A 16,793-nucleotide genomic window follows, 5' to 3' on the forward strand; every position below is an offset into this window, starting at 1 on the left:
CCCTAATCATGTTGACTAGGGGGTATTTTTCTAAGTCGTTTCTATCTCTTTTCCTTGCGGTAAGGTTGTTACAATGTTTATTGTAGCGGAGTTAGTTCCTGTTTGATTTTTCTGTCGCGTTCTTTCTGAAAAATCTTGGCGAATATCATTTAGGACTTGCAAGATAACTTTTTCAGGGGCTGTTGGGTCATAGCTGATTTTATTGACCAAGTGACTATAAAGGAGGGTGTACAGATTGAAGGCTGTTTTTCGGACTTCCAAGCTGTTTATTTTTTCGCGAGTGCTGGTGTCCTGACTTCTTTTCAGATAGAGACGATATGTACTTTCATGGCTTTCACGGAGATTGGCAATAGCTTCATCTAACATAAGTAGGCTAACATCTTCTGAGTAGGGTGGCTTCGCCAGTCGGGCTAGCAAAGAATCAATCAAAGCAGATGATTCTTGCATATTGGTAGACCTTGTATTTTTGTATAGTTTGATGAGTTCTTGTAGTCGGTGATAGGCTTGTAATTTCTCGGGTGTCCGAGTATTTTTAAAAAGTTTGAGTCCGTTGACGAAGGCAGAGTAGTCAGCCTTTCGATTCTTTAGAGCCTTGTTTAAGTTACTAGTCATGTCTGAGCCACGTTTTTGTTTGAGACTTTTTTTCAGTAAGGGTAAGGATTCTTCAAGCTGTTTGATTAAGTCCGTTACCATGGGGTCATTGGTGGAAGAACTGTACTGTTTCAAGGTATCAACACTACTTGTGATCAATTGTGTAAATTCTGCTTGATTCAGATGTTGTGCATATAAAGGGATTCGGATTTTCATTTGTGTACCTCACTATCTTTTTTTCCGGTCATCTTATTTATTCGTAAATAAGTAGAAAAAAATAGAATTATTTAAAAAATTTTTTAAAACTTGTCAAAACAGTACATTCACCTATAATAAAATTGTGTTTTTAAGGAATTGCATCAAAACACAATGATATAAATGTTTGGAAATAGCAAATTAGTTTGACTTGCATATTTAAAAATTGTTTTTGGAATAAAATTATTGATTAGGCTTGTTTTCAAATTGAAAGGATATGATCTCAGTTTGTTTATTGAATACCTTGCACACATTTTTCTTTGTTTAGGCAATTCCGTGGTACAATAAGGTATCAACCATTGGAGGTTTTATATGAAATGGAATAAAAAACTAGCACTTAGTGCTGTCTTAGTCGCAAGTTTGTTTACTTTGTCAGCCTGTCAGTCGATTTCAAATTGGTGGAAAAATACCAAGGAAGAATGGATTGGCTTGGAGATGACGGTACGGACTTATGATGAAAATTCTCAGTTGATAGATGAAATGTCTGGTAAGTCCCTATCGATTTCGCGGAATCAGGAATTTGACTCGGTGGATGCCGAAGGCTATTCCAATGCGGATTCTTCTGTCTTGAAGGTGACACTTGGGAATTACGAAATTGACCACGTAGGCTCATCTTTGATTGCGGCAGAAGAAGGTTTGGAAGACTTGTATGCGAAATATCAGACCACAGTAGATATCGCAAATTACGATCGTGCAATTCCGCTTGTTAACCGTATGGTATCTAGTCTCAAAAATGATTTTACAGGTAAGGCAAAGGTGGTCTTGATTCGTTCGCAAAACGGAACCCCGCTTGCTACTTATGTAGGTGATAAAGTATCTCTTTATGCATCTGATGCACCTAAGACTTCTGAACTCTTAATTGATGGCAAGCGGTTGATTATCTACCGCTGTGATTATACAATTTATGATAGAGAATTATTGGAGAACTAAATGATAGACATTCGTTCCGCAAGGATAGAGGATGCGGCAGACCTTGTGGCAATTTATGCTCCTTATGTAGAAAAGACCGCTATTACCTTTGAAACAGAAGTACCGACTGTCGAAGCCTTTGCAAGTCGAATTGAAAAGACCTTGGAGAAGTTTCCCTATCTGGTCGCAGTAGAAGAAGGTAAAGTTGTGGGTTATGCCTACGCTTCAACCTACTATGCCCGTGCGGCTTACGATTGGACGGTGGAATTATCCGTATATATCAAGCAAGAAGCGCGCGGAAAAGGAATTGGAACTCTTCTCTACAATGCTTTGGAAAAGGACCTGACAGCGCGTGGTTTTAAAAATTTCTTAGCCTGTATCGCCCTACCAAACGCAGCCTCTATAGCACTCCATGAGAAGAGGGGCTATGAACAGGTGGCTCATTTCAAAAAAGTTGGTTATAAATTTGATACCTGGCATGATATTGTCTGGCTTCAAAAATCTCTTGTAGGTAAGCAAAATGAAGATTAACGAATTAGAAAAACGTTTGTTGGCCGTGGCGGATGCTAGTCAGGCCCAGCCTATGAAAGCTTATATGAAAAATAACTTTGAATTCTTAGGTGTACGAACGCCTGACCGCCGAAAAGTTGCCAAGCAGTTTTTCAAAGATTTCAAGGCTCAGGGAATTGACTGGGACTTTGTAGAGGCTTGCTGGTCTAAGCCCTACCGTGAATTTCAATATATCGCTATTGATTACCTAGTTACCAAGAAGAAAGACTTGGTTCTAGCTGATTTACCTCGTTTGAAAGAGCTAGCTCAGACCAAGTCTTGATGGGATAGTATTGACGGTCTAGATAAGCTAGTTGGTAAGATTATCTTGGAAAATCCAGAGGCCAAGCAGACAATCTTGGAATGGAGTTTGGATAATGATTTCTGGTTGAGACGGATTGCCATTGACCACCAGCTTCTCCAAAAAGAAAAGACAGATACGAAACTGTTGGAACAAATCCTAATCAATAATCTCAATCAGACTGAATTTTTTATCAATAAGGCAATTGGCTGGAGTTTGCGGGATTATTCCAAGACCAATCCTGAATGGGTACGAGTTTTTCTTACCAAGTACAGCTCACAAATGGCAGGCTTGTCCATTCGCGAAGCCAGTAAGTATATCTAGGAGGAGCCATGTCCAAAGTCTATGAATTTGAAACCCTTATCCATCCAGTACCGGATAAGGGCGGAGCCTATATCATCTTTCCCTATGATATACGAGAAGAGTTTGGTAAGGGGAGGGTAAAGGTACATGCCAGATTTGATTGTCATCCCTATGATGGCTCCATTGTCAATATGGGAGTTAAGGATGAAGCAGGCAATATCTGTTATATTATTGGCGTTCAAAAGGCTATTCGAGCGGCTATTGGAAAACAGGCTGGTGATAGAGTACAGGTAACCATTCAAGAACGAATGGAGTAATCAGGCTTGCAAATCCTTGAGATTATGGTAGAATAGAATCATGCGATGAGCCGAGTAGTGGGGGGATTAAGGTTCAGCACACTTCTAAGAGTTCGTGTCAACATCTCAGCGCAGTGGTTGATTGGCAGATTTGTTCGTATTTTATACTCCAAATCTGACCTAATCAACTGTGCGGGGGTGGGAAGACGAACTCTTGGTTGACAAGTTGAGTTCTTTCCCACTCCCTTCGACGCTAGGGAGGTCTTCATTTAATTGAAACGCAGGAGCGGACCTTGAATAGTTGTGTGAACCTTCTATTCTCATCGGAAACGATGCCCTTGCCCACCTTTATGGTGGGCTTTTTGTATACTAAGTGAGGCTGGGCAAAAAGCCCTGGCCCACTTCTCAGTGTTCGTGTCAACATCTCAGCGCAGTGGTTGATTGGGTTTAACAGTCCAGTGGACTGTTAAAGGTAGGAGATAAGATTTGCGAAGCAAATCTCAGCAATTCGTGTTTTACACTCGAAATCTAACCTAATCAACTGTGCGGGGGTGGGAGTGAAACAGTCTGGGGATAGACTGTTTCAGCTCAACAACTTAAAACGAAAAATTGTTGACGAACCTTTTTTGACTTAGTCGATGTCTTTCCCACTCCCATTTCAGTATGTGATTTCTATAGGAATGCTATTGGCTCAGCCGAGGAAGTTTTTATATTTCTCAAAGTTAGAAATAACAGTTGATATTATGTTTGATGAAGATTGCTTGATAGTCTTTTAAATCTTCTGGATGGAGAGCCTTGACATCGGTCATAGCATAGGTTCGATTGAGAAGCTTATACTTATTTTCTCCAAATTGATGGAAGGGGAGTAGTTGAACTTTGTCAATCTTGAGTTGATTAAAGAGACAGGCGAATTGTTCAGCATCTTCGAGGGAATTATTAAAGTCAGGGATAACAGGGATACGTAGGACGATTTCTTTCCCGATGGAAAAGGCGTATTGGATATTTTGTATGATAAGGTTATTATTGACGCCGGTGACTTTTCTATGAGAAATTGTATTGTAATGTTTTAAATCAGTATAGATAAAGTCAACGTATTGGATAAGGTCAACAAATTTGTGGTGTTCTACGAAAGCGGTGGTTTCAATAGCGGTATGAAGGCCGTGTCTTTTTGCCTCCATAAGAATAGCTTTCGCAAACTCATATTGGGCAAAAATTTCTCCGCCAGACAGCGTGAGCCCACCACCTGATTCTTCATAAAAATCAATATCTTTCATGACTTCGGATATGATGTCATCAACAGATTTTTCTTCTCCCATGATGGTCATTTTTTTACTAACAGCATCAAGCATGGGTTCAGGTTTTCGTTTTTGAGATTCTGGATTTGCACACCAAGGACAACGTAGGGGGCAACCTTTCAAGAAAACCGTCGTACGTATACCAGGACCGTCATGGAGCGAAAAATGTTGAATGTTAAAAATAATGCCTTTTCGTGTATTCATGCTCTTTCTCCTTTTCGATTAATTTGATTTTATCACACAAAAGAAAGTTTTACAATTACGAACGTAAGTTAAAAAGTTGCAAATAGTTGAAAAAGAGTCAAAATTTGATAGAATAATGATGAGGTGATGAAATGGAACGATTAGATAAAATTATACAACTGGTATCACAACATGAAAAAATAGATGTCAATAGCTTGGCGGAGCAACTGGACGTTTCTAAGGTAACCATCCGTAAAGATTTAGATAAGTTAGAATCAAAAGGTTTATTACGTAGAGAACATGGGTATGCTGTTCTAAATAGTGGTGATGACCTTAATATTCGGATGTCCTTTCGCTATGATGTAAAAAAACGAATTGCAAAAGAAGCAGCAAATCTCATTGCCGACAATGAAACGATTATGATAGAGTCTGGGTCAACTTGTGCTCTCTTGGCAGAAGAAATTTGCAAAACCAAGAGAAATGTGACCATCATAACAAATTCTTATTTTATAGCCAATTATGTGCGACAATATGATAGCTGTCAGATTATTTTATTGGGTGGTGAGTTTCAAAAAGATTCCCAAGTAACTGTTGGGCCGCTCTTGCATAAAATGATTCAGTTTTTCCATGTTGATAAGGCTTTTGTAGGAACTGACGGCTATGATAGCGAGCATGGTTTTACAGGTAAAAACTTAATGCGAAGCGAAGTAGTACAGTACATGTCTGACGTTGCTGAAAACATGATTGTGCTAACAGATTCTAGTAAATTTACAAAACGAGGGACAGTACGCAGATTTGGTTTAAGTCAAGTTGCTCAGGTCATTACAGATACGTCGATTTCTGAAGATCTTGTCAAGGAATTAGAAAATGCTAGAGTCACAGTAAGGCTAGTTTAGGTTGGGGGCAGTATGAAGCAAGAAAAAAGAAGGCAGTTGGCAAAAATAGCCTATCTTTACTACGAAGAGGGGAAAAGCCAAGCTGAGATTGCTGCTGATACAGGAATTTATAGAACGACAGTCAGTAGAATGTTGACCAAGGCTAAGTCAGAAGGCATTGTAAAAATAGAAATTCAAGATTTTGATAGGCGCCTATATCGACTAGAAAAATATGTTCAAGAAAAATATGGATTAAAAGGTTTAGAACTGGTTGAAAACAGCACCGATGAGGACCAGCTTGATTTAGAAAATCGTCTGGCACAGGCTGCAGCCGATATGCTTACCAATCTAATTGATGATGGAAAGAAAGTTGGTTTTTCATGGGGGAGAAGCCTCAGTCTTATTGTAGATAAGATAGGGAATCATCGTATGAAAGGTGTCAAATTTGTTCCAATAGCTGGCGGTCCAAGTCATATCCACGCACGTTATCATGTGAATACTCTGATTTACGATATGGCCAATAAATTTCGTGGAGAATGTAGTTTTATCAATGCGACGATTATCCAGGAGAATCAAGAACTTGCTCAAGGTATTCTTTCTTCTAAATATTTCGAGGAGCTACGTGCTGACTGGAAGGACTTAGATGTAGCAGCAATAGGTATTGGCGGTCGAGTCGATGAAAAAAATCGTCAATGGTTAGATATGTTGACGACGGCTGATTTTCAAGCCTTGTCAGATGAAGGTGCAGTCGGTGAAACCTGCTGTCGTGGTCTGAATCAATACGGTCAAGCTGTCGTGGAGGATTTGCAAAAGAGGACCATTGCCATCTCTTTAGATGATTTAAAAGAAGTCCCAGATACAATAGCTCTTGCATATGGGGAGGAAAAGGCTCAAGCCATTTTAGCTGTATTGCGAGCTGGCTACATTCATCATCTGGTAACAGATGAACGAACCATCGTAAAAGTTTTAGAACTGGATAATGATGTGCATGTCCATACAAATTTGTAAGAGAGTACTTCAATCACTTAAAGGTGGTTGAAGTATTTTTTATCCCAAAAAATGCACAAAAGTGCAGAAATAAATTAAAACAGAAAATGTTCTATAAATATATTTACGCTATAAAGAGAAAATGATATGATTTACTTACGAAAGAAATATAATAACTTACAAATAAAACAAATCGGAGGAAAAAGAAATGGAAATGATTGTTGCAGATCAATTGATCATGGGATTGATTATTTATGCTGGAGATGCGAAAAGTCACGCCTACCAAGCTTTGTCGCTTGTCAAAGCAGGTGAAGAAGAGCGAGCAGAAGAGGAATTAGAATTGGCAGATGCAGCATTATTAGAAGCTCACAATATGCAGACAAAATTCTTAGCACAGGAAGCTGGTGGAGCAAAATCTGATATTACAGCACTATTTGTCCATTCGCAAGATCATTTGATGACGTCTATTACAGAGATCAATTTGATTAAAGAAATCATTGATTTGCGGAAAGAACTAAAAAAAGTTGGCTAAAACAAAAAAATTATATTTAGGAGGAAACCGAAATGGTTAAAATCGCTCTATTTTGTGCCGCTGGTTTTTCTACAGGCATGTTGGTAAACAACATGAAGATTGCAGCAGCAGACGCAGGTGTCGAAGTAGAAATCGACGCGCATTCCCAAGGGAAACTTGCAGATTACCTTGACGAAATCGATGTAGCTTTACTGGGACCACAAGTAGCATATACGCTTGATAAGTCAAAAGCGCTCTGTGATGAAAAGCAAGTCCCTATTGCCGTGATTCCAATGGCAGACTACGGGATGTTGGACGGGAAAAAAGTTCTTCAATTGGCACTCAGCATGGTTTCATAAAGGAGTATGGTCATGTCCAAAATTGATACACAAAAAATTATTGTCCCAATCATGAAATTTGTGAATATGAAAGGGATCATCGCTCTAAAAGATGGTATGTTGGCTATCTTACCTTTAACAGTAGTTGGTAGTATTTTCTTAATTTTGGGGCAGTTGCCTTTTGAAGGCTTAAATGCCGCAATAGCTTCTATATTTGGAGCGGAATGGACTGAACCGTTTATGCAAGTCTATAGCGGAACCTTTGCGATTATGGGCTTGATTTCTTGTTTTGCGATCGGCTATTCTTATGCCAAAAATAGTGGAGTTGAGCCTCTCCCTGCGGGTGTACTGTCCTTGTCTTCATTCTTTATCCTCTTGAAATCATCTTATATTCCAGTTGATGGAGAACCAATCGGTGATGCCATCGCAAAAGTATGGTTTGGTGGTCAAGGAATTATCGGTGCGATTATTATTGGTTTGGTAGTGGGCGCTATCTATACGACTTTTATTCAGCGTCATATTGTTATCAAGATGCCTGAACAAGTACCGCAAGCTATTGCCAAGCAGTTTGAAGCTATGATTCCAGCTTTTGTCATCTTTTTGCTATCTATGATTGTCTATATTGTTTCCAAGATGGCGACAAACGGTGGTACATTCATTGAAATGATTTACGATGTGATTCAAGTGCCACTACAAGGTTTGACTGGTTCATTACCAGGTGCGATTGGAATTGCTTTCTTCATTTCCTTCCTCTGGTGGTTTGGTGTACATGGCCAGTCAGTTGTCAATGGTGTCGTTACTGCTTTACTATTGTCAAACCTCGATGCCAATAAGGCCCTTTTAGCAGCAGATAAATTGTCTCTGGAAAATGGCGCCCACATCGTGACCCAACAATTCTTAGATAGTTTCTTGATTATGTCAGGTTCAGGTATTACCTTCGGTATTGTTTTTGCAATGCTATTTGCCGCTAAATCAAAACAATATAAGGCTCTTGGTAAGGTAGCGGCCTTTCCTGCACTCTTTAACGTAAATGAACCAGTCGTCTTTGGTTTTCCAATTGTGATGAATCCTGTAATGTTCTTACCATTTGTTTTGGTACCGATCTTAGCGGCTTTCATTGTCTACGGTGCAATCTCAATAGGCTTTATGCAACCATTTTCAGGTGTGACCCTACCATGGTCTACCCCAGCAATCATTTCTGGTTTTATGGTGGGTGGTTGGCAAGGTGCAGTTGTTCAAATCATTATTTTAGCTGTCTCAACTATTGTTTATTTCCCATTCTTCAAAATCCAAGATAAGATTGCCTATGAAAGTGAAACGAAAGAACCAGTTTAGTCAATGATGTCAGACAAAAGAGTTGCACAAATGTGCAGCCGGCTTCGGAAATCTTAGCGCTCACTAGCATCAATTGACAATAACCCCTATTACAGGATATACTTAATTTACAAACGAAACAAAATTAAGTTTCGAAAGAAAGGGTAAAACTATGAAAACAGTGACTGAAGTAGCTGGCACTAGCATTAAAACTGAGTATTTTGGAAGTCTGACTGATCGGATGAACAAATACAGAGAAGATGTCCTTGATAAGAAGCCCTATATTGACGCGGAACGGGCTGTTTTAGCAACAAAAGCCTATCAAGAACATAGAGAGAAGCCCAATGTATTAAAAAGGGCCTATATGCTCAAGGAAATATTGGAGAACATGACGCTTTATATTGAAGAAGAAAGTCTGATTGCAGGTAACCAAGCTTCTTCAAATAAAGATGCTCCCATCTTCCCAGAATATACCTTGGAGTTTGTATTGAATGAATTGGATTTATTCGAAAAACGGGATGGGGATGTCTTCTATATTACCGAGGAAACTAAAGAGCAGTTGCGCAGCATCGCTCCATTCTGGGAAAAGAATAATCTTCGTTCACGTGCAGGTGTCTTGCTTCCAGAAGAAGTTCAAGTTTATATGGAAACTGGCTTCTTTGGTATGGAAGGTAAGATGAACTCTGGCGATGCCCACTTGGCTGTCAATTACCAAAAGGTATTGGAACAAGGTTTGCGTGGTTTTGAGGAGCGAGTTCGTGTAGCAAAGGCTAATCTCGATTTGACGGATCCTGCAAGTATTGATAAATATCATTTCTATGACTCAATCTTTATCATCATTGATGCGGTGAAAGCATACGCAGATCGTTTTGTCGCCTTGGCTACTGAATTGGCAGAGAAAGCACCAACAGCTCAACGCCGTCAAGAACTACTGGAGATTGCACGGATTTGTGCGAAGGTGCCGTATGAACCTGCTGAAACATTTGCAGAGGCAGTGCAATCGGTCTGGTTTATCCAGTGTATCTTGCAAATCGAGTCCAATGGACATTCTCTATCCTATGGACGTTTCGACCAATACATGTATCCGTATGTGAAAGCTGATTTAGAAGCAGGACGTGAAACGGAAGACAGCATCGTCGAACGCTTAACTAACTTGTGGATTAAGACCATTACTATCAACAAGGTTCGTAGTCAATCACATACCTTCTCATCTGCTGGTAGTCCACTATACCAAAATGTAACCATTGGTGGACAAACACGTGATAAGAAGGATGCTGTCAATCCACTTTCTTACTTAGTATTGAAATCTGTTGCCCAAACACACCTGCCACAGCCAAACTTGACTGTTCGCTATCATGCAGGCCTAGATGCTCGCTTCATGAATGAATGTATTGAAGTCATGAAACTTGGTTTTGGTATGCCTGCCTTTAACAACGATGAAATTATCATTCCCTCCTTTATCGAGAAAGGTGTCTTGGAAGAAGATGCCTATGACTACAGTGCGATTGGCTGTGTAGAAACGGCTGTTCCTGGTAAATGGGGATACCGTTGTACAGGTATGAGCTATATGAACTTCCCGAAAGTTTTATTGATTACCATGAATGATGGTATCGATCCTGCATCAGGCAAACGGTTTGCACCAGCCTTTGGTCACTTCAAAGATATGAAATCCTTTGAAGTGCTTGAAACGGCATGGGAAAAGACACTTCGTCATCTAACACGGATGAGTGTCATCGTTGAAAATGCAATTGACATTGCTTTAGAAAGAGAAGTACCAGACATTCTCTGCTCAGCTCTGACAGATGACTGTATCGGTCGTGGTAAGCACCTGAAAGAAGGTGGAGCGATTTACGATTACATTTCTGGTCTGCAGGTTGGCATTGCCAATTTATCTGATTCTCTAGCAGCAATCAAAAAATTAGTCTTTGAAGAAGGACGATTGACTCCAGAAGAATTATGGCATGCTTTGGAAACAGACTATGCTGGGGAGCGTGGTAAAGAAATCCAGGAAATGTTGATTGAAGATGCACCAAAATATGGTAACGATGATGATTATGCAGACCAATTGGTAACAGCAGCATATGATATTTATATCAATGAGATTGCCAAATATCCAAACACTCGCTTTGGTCGTGGTCCGATTGGTGGTATCCGCTATTCAGGTACATCATCCATTTCAGCCAACGTTGGACAGGGGCGTGGTACTTTGGCAACTCCAGACGGTCGCAATGCAGGAACACCGTTGGCAGAAGGTTGTTCTCCATCACATAATATGGATAAAAATGGACCGACATCCGTTTTGAAATCAGTTGCCAAATTACCAACACATGAAATTGTTGGAGGCGTTCTGCTCAATCAGAAGGTCAATCCACAAACACTTGCCAAAGAAGAAGACAAACAAAAATTAATTGCCCTCTTGCGGACATTCTTTAACCGCTTGCATGGCTATCATATTCAGTACAATGTTGTCTCTCGAGAAACCTTGATTGATGCACAACTACATCCTGAAAAACACCGTGATTTGATTGTCCGTGTAGCAGGTTATTCAGCATTCTTCAATGTATTGTCGAGAGCAACACAAGACGACATCATTGGTCGTACAGAACATACATTGTAAAAGAGGTTATTATTATGGAATTCATGCTGGACACCTTAAATATAGAGGAAATACGAAAATGGGCTGAGGTTTTACCCCTTGCGGGGGTGACCTCAAACCCAACGATTGCGAGGAAAGAAGGTGACATTGACTTTTTTGAACGTTTGCACCTTATCCGTGACATCATCGGTCCAAATGCTTCACTACATGTGCAAGTTGTGGCAAAGGATTATGAAGGGATTTTGGCAGACGCTAAAAAAATTCGTGAATTGGCACCGGAAAATATCTATATTAAGGTTCCGGTAACGCCTGCTGGTTTGGCTGCTATGAAAACATTGAAAGCGCAAGGTTATCAGATTACAGCAACAGCGATTTATACCGTTTTTCAGGGCTTGTTAGCTATTGAAGCGGGTGCAGATTACTTAGCGCCGTACTACAATCGCATGGCCAATCTGAATATTGATTCGAATGCGGTCATCGCTCAGTTATCAGAAGCGATTGATAGGGAGTGTTCGGAAAGTAAAATTTTAGCAGCATCATTCAAAAATGTGGATCAAGTGAACCAAGCATTTGCAAATGGGGCGCAGGCTATTACGGCAGGTGCAGATATATTTGAAGCAGCCTTTTCTATGCCATCCATTGAAAAGGCGGTAAATGATTTTGCAGATGATTGGTCTGCCATTCATGGAAGGTATACTATCTAAACATTTCTATATTATAAAATAGGGGGGCACTATGAAACAATTCTCAGGTCTTTCACGCACTATCCAAGGAAATCATCTTTTAGACACTTGTGCGATTGACATTTTGAAAATAGGTCATCGTCCCCTTGTTTTATGTGCAAAACAGGAGTATAATACAACTGTAGAAAGTTTTGTGAAAGTTTTAACTTGTCATGGACTTATTGTTAAAATAGCCTATATGGAGGAGTGGGACCAGAACTCGGTTGAAGAATATGGGGAAGTTGGTTTCCGACATCGTGCAGACCATATTATTGGCATTGGTAATAGTTCTGTGGCAGCTTGTACAAAGGCTGTTGCAGATTTACTAGACTTGCCAGCTGTTCTTATACCGACTTCACAGTTTACCACTCTACCTTGGGTATCGGTGGAAAATAAGAAAAGAGAGCGACCATTGTTTAATGAGTCCATCCAGCTAATTATAGCGGATAGGGAGCAATTATTGACACAACCTACCTCGGAGTTGATAAATGGAGTGGTCAATACTCTTCTTTATCTAGCAGCCATAAAAGAAGTACAAAGAAATCATCTATTCAGCTTGATAGATGATATTCTTATCAGAGATTTTGAAAGCGTTTTATTAAGAAGTAGTCTTCAAGCTATAGAGAATTTTGAAGCTCGGATATTATCAAAAGAAGTACAAGATGTCTTAGAAGTTCTTTCTACTTGTGTAACATTAGACCTGCCTAGTGATGCTTGGGACGTGATTCAACAAATAGAATCAAAGCTCAGCGAAAGAAGAGAGGATTTGGTGGATGAGCCATTGAAACGAAATGTTGTCCTCTACTTGCTTCTGACCTATTTGACACAGGAATCAGAAGAATTTCAAGCCAGACTGAAGTGGAGTCAACAGTTGCTTTTGTCTGCCAACTCTAGCAATCTATTGTCGCTGGAGGCAGTTTTCAAGGAAATTGCACTAGAGATGGGAGAAGATGGCTCGACACGTTGTTAGTAGGCATCGCTGTACAATGGCAATATTTAAAATGCAGGCTCATACCTCTTACTTTCGGCAATGCTCACTGTCGTTTATTACTCAATATAACACTATCTATTATTTCAAGGAGGAATTCTTATGAAAGTATTTGCAAGTCCATCTCGCTATATTCAAGGTAAACATGTCCTTTTCCAAGGTGCAGAAGCTATCGGAAAATTGGGAACAAAGCCTTTGATTCTTTGTGATGATTTAGTATATGGGATTATCGGTGAGAAGTTTTTGTCCTATCTCGTTGAAGAAGGGATGCAAGTCCATCGTGTTGCCTTTAATGGAGAAGCATCTGACAAGGAAATCCAGCGCGTCGTAGAAATCGGAAAAGAACAGGCTAGTGACGTCGTAATCGGTCTAGGTGGTGGCAAGACGATTGACTCAGCCAAGGCGATTGCTGATTTACTAGGAGTGCCAGTTGTCATTGCTCCAACTATTGCTTCAACAGATGCTCCGACCTCTGCTTTATCTGTCATTTATTCTGAAGAAGGGGCGTTTGAACGCTATATTTTCTATAAGAAAAATCCAGATCTTGTCTTGGTAGATACAGCGATTATTTGTCAAGCACCGCCACGTCTTTTGGCTTCTGGTATTGCGGATGGCTTGGCGACGTGGGTGGAAGCGCGTGCTATTTTACAAAGCAATGGAACAACAATGGCAGGAGGAGGTCAGACACTTGCTGGTATCGCTATTGCACAAACCTGTGAACAAACACTCTTTGAATACGGACTTCAAGCCATGGCCAGCTGTGAAGCCAAGGTTGTGACAGCTGCTTTAGAGAATATTGTTGAAGCCAATACCTTGCTAAGTGGTTTAGGCTTTGAAAGTGCAGGTTTGGCTGCGGCGCATGCGATACACAATGGATTCACCGCCTTGGAGGGAGACATTCACCATTTGACACATGGTGAAAAAGTGGCTTATGGGACCTTGACCCAGCTCTTTTTGGAAAACCGTCCTAAAGAAGAATTGGAAAAATACATCCGTTTCTATCAAGCCTTGAATCTTCCAACAACTTTGGAGGAGTTACATTTGGCTGATGCTAGTTATGAAGAACTATTGAAAGTCGGCCAACAAGCGACGATTGAAGGAGAAACAATTCACGGTATGCCATTTGCTATTTCAGCAGAAGACGTTGCAGAAGCTCTGATGGCAGTTGACTACTATGTTCGCTCATTAGATAAATAAGAAGAGCATTCACAGTTGAGCATGTCCATCTAAACTGGTGAATAGAGGTTCGAAGTAATTGCCTTGGGAAATTCTTTCTCAGGGCTTTTCATTTGAAAAAATTATGATATAATTGTTAAATATAAAATATTTAGAAAATTTTGAAGAATTGACTTAAAGGAGATTTCTATGGCCTATGTAGTAGCTGTTGTTGGTGCCACTGGTGCAGTTGGTGCCCAAATGATTAAAATGTTGGAAGAGTCAACACTTCCAATCGAGAAAGTGCGTTTCCTTGCTTCTGCCCGTTCAGCAGGTAAGACCTTGCAGTTTAAGGGGCAGGATATTGTCATTGAAGAAACAACAGAAACAGCCTTTGAAGGAGTGGATATTGCCCTCTTCTCAGCTGGTGGCTCTACATCTGCCAAGTACGCTCCTTACGCTGTAAAAGCAGGAGCTGTAGTAGTTGACAATACCTCTTACTTCCGTCAAAATCCAGATGTTCCTCTGGTTGTTCCTGAGGTAAATGCTCACGCGCTTGATGCCCACAATGGTATCATTGCTTGTCCAAACTGCTCAACCATTCAAATGATGGTTGCCTTGGAGCCTGTTCGTCAGAAATGGGGCTTGGAGCGGATCATCGTATCCACCTATCAGGCAGTCTCTGGAGCAGGTATGGGAGCTATCTTGGAAACACAAGCTCAGCTTCGTTCTGTCTTGAATGATGGCGTGGAACCCAAAGCGGTAGAAGCGAATATTCTTCCTTCTGGTGGCGATAAGAAGCACTATCCAATCGGGTTCAATGCTATTCCGCAAATCGACCTCTTCACTGAAAATGACTACACATACGAAGAGATGAAGATGACAAAAGAGACTAAGAAAATCATGGAAGATGACAGCATTGCCGTTTCTGCAACCTGCGTCCGTATTCCAGTCTTGTCAGCTCACTCTGAATCTGTTTACATTGAAACTAAGGAAATTGCACCGATTGATGAAGTGAAGGCAGCTATTGCATCCTTCCCAGGGGCTGTTTTAGAAGACGATGTGGCTAATCAAATTTATCCGCAAGCCATTAATGCTGTTGGTAGTCGCGATACTTTTGTTGGTCGCATCCGTAAAGATTTGGACAAGGAAAACGGTATTCACATGTGGGTTGTTTCTGACAACTTGCTCAAAGGCGCTGCATGGAACTCTGTTCAAATCGCTGAAACCCTTCATGAGCGTGGTCTAGTTCGTCCAACGGCAGAATTGAAGTTTGAATTGAAATAATTTTATTAACCAAAAGTACACAAAAGGCTGCACTCAGCCTTTTTTAGCAACAATCAGTAAGAGAGGAAGCCTATGTCTATTCAAGATTTACGTGATGTAAAAATTATTACAGCAATGATTACCCCTTTCAAAGAAGATGGTTCGATTAATTTTGAAGTTTTACCCGAATTGATTGAACATCTGTTGTCCCATCACACAGAAGGGATTTTATTAGCAGGAACAACTGCCGAAAGTCCAACCCTGACACACGAGGAAGAACTGGAACTATTTGGTGCTGTGCAAAAAATTGTCAATGGTCGTGTTCCCCTAATTGCAGGTATCGGTACAAATGATACGCGCGACTCGATTGAGTTTGCCAAAGAAGTGGCGGCATTCGGCGGCTTTGCGGCAGGTCTTGCTATCGTGCCTTACTACAACAAACCCTCTCAAGAGGGAATGTATCAGCACTTCAAGGCTATTGCGGATGCCTCTGATTTGCCAATCATTATCTACAATATCCCAGGTCGTGTCGTGGTTGAAATGACGCCAGAAACCATGTTGCGTTTGGCTGAGCATCCAAACATCATCGGTGTTAAAGAGTGTACCAGCCTTGCTAACATGGCTTACCTAATTGAGCATAAACCAGAAGACTTCTTGATTTATACAGGTGAGGATGGCGATGCTTTCCATGCAATGAACTTGGGAGCAGATGGTGTGATTTCTGTTGCATCTCACACGAATGGTGATGAGATGTATGAAATGTTTACAGCCATCGAACAACAAGATATTCGAACAGCAGCCGCTATTCAACGCAAGTTCATTCCGAAAGTCAATGCCCTCTTCTCATATCCAAGTCCTGCACCAGTTAAGGCGGTTCTTAATTACCTTGGATTTGAAGTTGGTCCACTCCGCTTGCCGTTGGTTCCATGCCCAGAAGAAGATGCTAAACGCATTATCAAAGTCGTAGTGGACGGCGACTACGAAGCGACCAAAGCCACTGTGACAGGAGTCGTAAGACCGGATTATTAAAATAGTCAGGGGAGTGACTATTTTAACGTGAGCCTTGAAATAAGAGAGCGAACAATGTCTGGGGGAGTGAAACAGTTCGGGGAACTGTTTCAGCTGGTCACCAAGAAATATGAAAGTGACCATAGAAGACCCGAGCCAAGAAATGCGAAAGCGAGGATAGTCAGGGGAGTGACTATTTTAACGTGAGTTAGGGCATAAAGAGTGAGGTGTTTAGAAAAATATTAATCTAGAGGAGCTTCTGGCCATCTTCCTCGTTTTATTTAAGTTTACACAAGCACATCAGTTATCTGGTGTGCTTTTCAGTTGCAAGCCTTTTCAATTTTTTGGTCA

The 16,793-nt window shown here is 40.7% G+C and carries 16 protein-coding genes and 1 pseudogene; 15 read left to right on the top strand and 2 right to left on the bottom strand.

Going from position 1 to position 16,793, the window contains the following annotated elements; all coding sequences use genetic code 11:
- Positions 1–30 precede the first annotated feature (30 nt).
- Positions 31–807 (bottom strand): DUF6261 family protein, encoded by a 777-nt coding sequence (locus YYK_RS03355; protein ID WP_012775631.1) that lies wholly within the window; start codon positions 805–807, stop codon positions 31–33.
- A 351-nt stretch (positions 808–1,158) separates the two neighbouring features.
- On the opposite strand from YYK_RS03355, the gene YYK_RS03360 reads away from it, so the two are divergent.
- The 4 genes and pseudogenes from YYK_RS03360 (at position 1,159) to YYK_RS03375 (ending at position 3,225) form a co-directional block, all read left to right on the top strand.
- Positions 1,159–1,776, top strand: a complete 618-nt coding sequence (locus tag YYK_RS03360; protein WP_011922233.1) for a DUF5052 family protein — start codon at positions 1,159–1,161, stop codon at positions 1,774–1,776.
- Positions 1,777–2,286, top strand: a complete 510-nt coding sequence (locus YYK_RS03365) for a GNAT family N-acetyltransferase (RefSeq protein WP_011922234.1) — start codon at positions 1,777–1,779, stop codon at positions 2,284–2,286.
- A pseudogene (locus YYK_RS03370) lies at positions 2,276–2,929 on the top strand (DNA alkylation repair protein). The gene YYK_RS03365 and the pseudogene YYK_RS03370 overlap by 11 nt, the downstream one beginning before the upstream one ends.
- An 8-nt stretch (positions 2,930–2,937) precedes the next feature.
- A complete protein-coding gene (locus YYK_RS03375; RefSeq protein ID WP_011922237.1) occupies positions 2,938–3,225 on the top strand; it encodes a DUF1905 domain-containing protein in 288 nt (95 codons plus the stop codon).
- A 701-nt stretch (positions 3,226–3,926) separates the two neighbouring features.
- Here the strand turns inward: YYK_RS03375 and YYK_RS03380 are convergent.
- Complete coding sequence (locus tag YYK_RS03380) at positions 3,927–4,703, bottom strand: glycyl-radical enzyme activating protein (protein ID WP_002935416.1); 777 nt, start codon at positions 4,701–4,703, stop codon at positions 3,927–3,929.
- A 131-nt stretch (positions 4,704–4,834) separates the two neighbouring features.
- Between YYK_RS03380 and YYK_RS03385 the strand changes: the two genes are divergently transcribed.
- The 11 genes from YYK_RS03385 (at position 4,835) to dapA (ending at position 16,463) form a co-directional block, all read left to right on the top strand.
- Positions 4,835–5,578, top strand: coding sequence for a DeoR/GlpR family DNA-binding transcription regulator (locus tag YYK_RS03385; protein ID WP_011922238.1), 744 nt, complete (start codon positions 4,835–4,837; stop codon positions 5,576–5,578).
- Positions 5,579–5,590: 12 nt separating this feature from the next.
- Positions 5,591–6,565, top strand: a complete 975-nt coding sequence (locus YYK_RS03390) for a sugar-binding transcriptional regulator (protein WP_011922785.1) — start codon at positions 5,591–5,593, stop codon at positions 6,563–6,565.
- A gap of 187 nt (positions 6,566–6,752) precedes the next feature.
- Positions 6,753–7,076, top strand: a complete 324-nt coding sequence (locus tag YYK_RS03395; RefSeq protein ID WP_011922241.1) for a PTS lactose/cellobiose transporter subunit IIA — start codon at positions 6,753–6,755, stop codon at positions 7,074–7,076.
- 32 nt (positions 7,077–7,108) lie between these two features.
- On the top strand, positions 7,109–7,414 hold the full coding sequence (locus YYK_RS03400; RefSeq protein WP_011922242.1) for a PTS sugar transporter subunit IIB: 306 nt from the start codon (positions 7,109–7,111) through the stop codon (positions 7,412–7,414).
- 12 nt (positions 7,415–7,426) lie between these two features.
- A complete protein-coding gene (locus YYK_RS03405; protein ID WP_002935431.1) occupies positions 7,427–8,728 on the top strand; it encodes a PTS sugar transporter subunit IIC in 1,302 nt (433 codons plus the stop codon).
- Positions 8,729–8,879: 151 nt separating this feature from the next.
- Positions 8,880–11,324 (top strand): glycyl radical protein, encoded by a 2,445-nt coding sequence (locus tag YYK_RS03410; protein ID WP_011922246.1) that lies wholly within the window; start codon positions 8,880–8,882, stop codon positions 11,322–11,324.
- Positions 11,325–11,338: 14 nt separating this feature from the next.
- Positions 11,339–12,007: a fructose-6-phosphate aldolase gene (locus tag YYK_RS03415; protein WP_011922247.1), complete on the top strand. Its 669-nt coding sequence runs from the start codon at positions 11,339–11,341 to the stop codon at positions 12,005–12,007.
- Between the two features lie 31 nt (positions 12,008–12,038).
- Positions 12,039–12,995, top strand: a complete 957-nt coding sequence (locus tag YYK_RS03420) for a dehydroquinate synthase/iron-containing alcohol dehydrogenase family protein (protein ID WP_011922248.1) — start codon at positions 12,039–12,041, stop codon at positions 12,993–12,995.
- A gap of 120 nt (positions 12,996–13,115) precedes the next feature.
- Complete coding sequence (locus tag YYK_RS03425; protein WP_011922787.1) at positions 13,116–14,210, top strand: glycerol dehydrogenase; 1,095 nt, start codon at positions 13,116–13,118, stop codon at positions 14,208–14,210.
- Between the two features lie 168 nt (positions 14,211–14,378).
- A complete protein-coding gene (locus YYK_RS03430; protein ID WP_011922250.1) occupies positions 14,379–15,455 on the top strand; it encodes an aspartate-semialdehyde dehydrogenase in 1,077 nt (358 codons plus the stop codon).
- A 72-nt stretch (positions 15,456–15,527) separates the two neighbouring features.
- Positions 15,528–16,463, top strand: coding sequence for a 4-hydroxy-tetrahydrodipicolinate synthase (dapA, locus tag YYK_RS03435; protein ID WP_002935444.1), 936 nt, complete (start codon positions 15,528–15,530; stop codon positions 16,461–16,463).
- The last annotated feature ends 330 nt before the right edge of the window (positions 16,464–16,793 follow it).

Origin of the sequence: Streptococcus suis S735 (assembly GCF_000294495.1) — a bacterium.
GTDB lineage: Bacteria > Bacillota > Bacilli > Lactobacillales > Streptococcaceae > Streptococcus > Streptococcus suis.